Source organism: uncultured Winogradskyella sp., assembly GCF_963975125.1.
GTDB lineage: Bacteria > Bacteroidota > Bacteroidia > Flavobacteriales > Flavobacteriaceae > Winogradskyella.
Genome location: NZ_CAXBGB010000136.1, coordinates 1 through 3958 on the forward strand (window position 1 = coordinate 1; position 3958 = coordinate 3958).

General features: G+C 34.3%; 5 protein-coding genes. All 5 read right to left on the minus strand.

What is annotated here, in order from left to right:
* Nucleotides 1–475 (minus strand): ATP-binding protein (locus tag AAC053_RS13650; RefSeq protein ID WP_339757765.1); only part of this gene is annotated, 475 nt, incomplete at its 3' end.
* A gap of 19 nt (nucleotides 476–494) precedes the next feature.
* Nucleotides 495–1868: an MBL fold metallo-hydrolase gene (locus tag AAC053_RS13655; RefSeq protein WP_339757768.1), complete on the minus strand. Its 1374-nt coding sequence runs from the start codon at nucleotides 1866–1868 to the stop codon at nucleotides 495–497.
* A 14-nt stretch (nucleotides 1869–1882) separates the two neighbouring features.
* Entirely contained in the window at nucleotides 1883–2137 is a 255-nt protein-coding gene (locus tag AAC053_RS13660) for a hypothetical protein (protein ID WP_339757772.1), read from the minus strand.
* Nucleotides 2138–2362: 225 nt separating this feature from the next.
* On the minus strand, nucleotides 2363–3205 hold the full coding sequence (locus tag AAC053_RS13665; protein ID WP_339757775.1) for an ATP cone domain-containing protein: 843 nt from the start codon (nucleotides 3203–3205) through the stop codon (nucleotides 2363–2365).
* Between the two features lie 3 nt (nucleotides 3206–3208).
* A partial coding sequence (locus tag AAC053_RS13670) for a universal stress protein (RefSeq protein WP_339757777.1) occupies nucleotides 3209–3958 on the minus strand: 750 nt, incomplete at its 5' end.

Sequence of the window (3958 nt, forward strand, 5' to 3'; positions counted from 1 at the left end):
GAAACCCTAAAGACGTATAAACATCTATTATTAATTGATGTATTTTTTTTTGATCGTCTTCATCTTCGGTTCTTGCATAATCTTTGGTAAATGGTAATCGGTCTAATATGAAAATTTTTTTGTATGAGGTTTTTTTAATAGCGTTTAGTAATTTCTCGTCATAGTCCAGCATTAGAAATTGATAGTATGCCATTGCGTCTGGTATGGCCCTATCCAAAAAAACCAAATCTTTGGGCTGGATGGCGGCTTCTTGCTCTATTTGCATATCCAAAACACCTAACTGAAATTTTCTTTTATTGTTTCTCATATCTTCAACGGTTTGACCTCCAATGCGCATAGTGTCTATATAATGTCTTGCATGTTCAATGGTTGTTTTATAACCTCTTTTTTCCAGCATGTTTATTACTGTGGTTTTTCCGGTGCTTGGACCACCGGTTACCACATACCAGTTGGTGTTTAGTTTTTTGGTGTTCATTTTTTATAAGTTTAAAAAATTATACATTTTCGATACTATAAAGCTTCGGAATTTCTGCATCCCAACTATAGGTTTCCTTAATACCCTTTTGTAATGCTTCTGCACTTTCTTTTTCACCGTGAACAATGAAAATGCGCTCTGGCTTATTTTTAATTTTGCGCATCCAATCTATAAGTTCTTTGTGATCTGCGTGTGCCGAGAGTCCTTCAATTTCTGCAACTTCCATATGAAGTGGCACCCATTTTCCATACACTTTTAATTCTTTCTCGCCTTCCAATAATTTTCTACCGCGAGTTCCTTCGGCTTGATAACCTATAAAAAGTAGGGTGCTACTTGGGTTTTGTGCTTGTGTTTCGAGATAGTTTAGCATACGCCCTCCTGTGAGCATACCGCTTCCAGCAATAACGATTTTTGGTTTATTATCAGTTCGTAATTCCATAGTTTCTCGATAGCTGCTCACAACCGTAAAATAAGAACACATCTCGTCGCATTCATGTTTCTCTAGTTTATGCCAATCCCTTGTACTGTGGAACAGATCCAGTACATTAGCTCCCATTGGGCTATCCATGATCATCGGGACTTTCGGAATTTTATTTTCCTTTAATAGCCTCCAAAAAATGAGCATCATTAATTGAGCGCGTTCTACCGAAAAACTTGGAATAAATAGACTACCACCTCTATTTATGGTGTCATTAACCAATTTTTCGATCTGTGGAATGGCTTCCACTTCATCAGGATGAAACCTTCCACCATACGTGGATTCTATGAATAACACATCGGCTTTTTTTGGTTTTAAGGGTGGATACAACAATAAATCATTGGTTCTCCCGATATCTCCTGAAAAGACAAAGCGTTTTCCGTGTACATCTAACTCGATGAATGTAGCACCTAAAATATGACCGTTATATTGAAAACGAGCTTTGATACCATCAAAAAATGGAATCCATTGTGATTGGGGAATACTTTTAAAATGTGGAATGGTTTTTTCAACATCTTTTAAATCATAAAGTGGTTCTGCTGGACTATGTTTAGAATAGCCTTCTTTGTTAGCCCGTTCTGCTTCTTGTTCCTGAATTTTTGCACTATCGTTCAAAATGATTTTTGCGATATCCAAGGTGGGATTGGTGCCATAGATTGGTCCATTAAACCCTTGTTTTACCAATCTTGGTAGGTATCCTGTGTGGTCCATGTGACCATGCGTAAGCAGTACGATATCAATTTCTGAAACTTTTACGGGCGGATATTCCCAGTTTTTAAGACGTAGTTCTTTTAGGCCTTGAAACAATCCGCAATCTATCAGTATTTTTTTATCTCCTGTATCCACTAAATATTTTGAGCCGGTTACTGTTCCTGCTGCACCTAAAAAGTGAATGTTTATTTTATTATTTTTCATCTGTTTATTTTTATTTAGTGTCCACTGCAACAGGAAGACGTGTTCCCTTTATCTTGGCTTGATTTGTTCAATTCCGCTATTTCATTATATAAATTGCGAGAATCTTCTTTGATAAGAACCGCTAATTTCTTTATGGATTTAGGTTCAAAGTTTACCATGCCTAATAATATTTCAAAGGCTTCTTCAAGTAGTTTTGGGTCATCTTCCAAGGCTTGGTAAAATGGCTCTAAATCTATACTATTCTGGTTTTGCATTGCTTCTGTTTTCATCTGTATTGTATTTAGAATTAACGAATGTTTATTTAACTATTTTTTTTAGTACATGACAAAAATTTAGAATAAAACCATAAATTGCACATATACAGTATGTTATGACTTTTACGTTACGTAGACCTCACAGGTTTTGAAAACCTGTGCGGTCTTTGTTATCCAGATAATTGCGAGTAGTTTATTTCTCAAAATAAATTTTTGTCATATACTTAACTATTTTTTATACTAATGTGCTGTACATAATTTTTCTGAATCTTCGAGAATGTTTTTATGTCTTGGTTTTGGCACGCCTATTTGTTCCAATAAACTAGGGTTTTCGTGAAGTTCTTTACATAGCACGATGCCTTTATCCAATAACTTTGTTTTTTCGGCTTTGGTTAAGGTTGTTAAAGCCGTTAGTGGATGTAAACCAGACTTATCAATTCTATCCTTTAAACCGTTTCCTCTTGGGTAATCCCAACTTGCTAATAACAACCCAACACATTTACCATATTGTATGGCATCGGTTGTAAATCGTGTATTAGTATATACACCTCCCTTATGAAGTTTTGTCTCGTGACCTTTTTGACGCTCCCATTGTTTTTCTACATCTAAAAATCTTGAATGGATGTATAATGGAATTTTTACATTACAAAACCGTCCTTGATCGCTGTGGTATTTACATTCAATCATGTAGTGATTGTTGTCTTTTTTAGCTATCACATCTACTTCATGTTGCACACAATTGCCTTGCACTATCACTCCGACTTTTGTATCGAAACCTTCATGAGCCATAATTTTGCCAACTAATTTTTCAAAAGGGAATCCTGTAGGCCCTAATTCCATCAAGGCTTTTTTTAGTTTGTATTTTGACGCACTTACACGCGATTTGCCTTTTAGCATTTTGAATGCCATTTGGTATATTTTTTTGGTGGTAATTCCGTCATATAATTGACTTTCAACTTGCTCTACTATTTGCTGAATTAACGCTTCATTTGCTTTAGCACGACGTAATGAATTGATAAGTTTTTCAACATCAAAAGGAACACTATCTCCAGAATATTTTACTATGTTTATTGTGTTGCTCATGGTTTATATATGTATTGTCATTATAGGTAGGCTATTGGTAACACCATTAGGGAATTGACTTAAAAAACCTGTTTTGCCGTGTGTGACCATTGCAATTAAATCCACAGGTTGTTGTTCAATAAAAGTATTAATTCCTTGTTCTACTGATACCTCTTTGTAAACCGTTAAAGTGTAATTTTTAAATTTTGGGAACTTTTGCAAGAGTTGCTCAACAGGATTTAAACTAGGCGTGCTGCTTTTAAAATGAGCTTCAGGAATTATTTGCAATAAATGAATTTTTGCATTACATTTTGTTGCAAATGAAACCACTTTATCGAGCGCATCACTGACATCATTTTTAAAATTTGAAATGAACACAATATTTTTAAAAGGGAACAATATTTTGTCCTCTTTAACAATTAATACTGGTACAATGGCTTTACGAACAATAAGTTCTACATTACTTCCAGTAACAATAAAATCGTGATGAAAATTGTTGGAATGTTCCAGTATATTTTCTGGACTTTCATCAAATTCAATAAAGGTTCTGCATTTTAAGTGTTCTTTTTTTGCCAATAATTCATAATCCTTTAATTTACTATTGGCATCTACAATTTGTTTTAGGGTTTCAGGATAATTACTTTCTTTAGCTTTAGAAATTTTTAACCAATCTATTGGTGTTTTAATAAAATGAAAAAAATGTATTTCTGCATTATTGTGCTTCGCCAATTTTATTCCTAAATCCACAGCATGCGTGCAATTTTCTGAAAACGT

Excerpts from the sequence above, each read along its gene's own strand:
- AAC053_RS13665 (WP_339757775.1), bottom strand. The coding sequence starts at position 3,205 with ATGAGCAACACAATAAACATAGTAAAATATTCTGGAGATAGTGTTCCT.
- AAC053_RS13655 (WP_339757768.1), bottom strand. The coding sequence starts at position 1,868 with ATGAAAAATAATAAAATAAACATTCACTTTTTAGGTGCAGCAGGAACA.
- AAC053_RS13660 (WP_339757772.1), bottom strand. The coding sequence starts at position 2,137 with ATGAAAACAGAAGCAATGCAAAACCAGAATAGTATAGATTTAGAGCCA.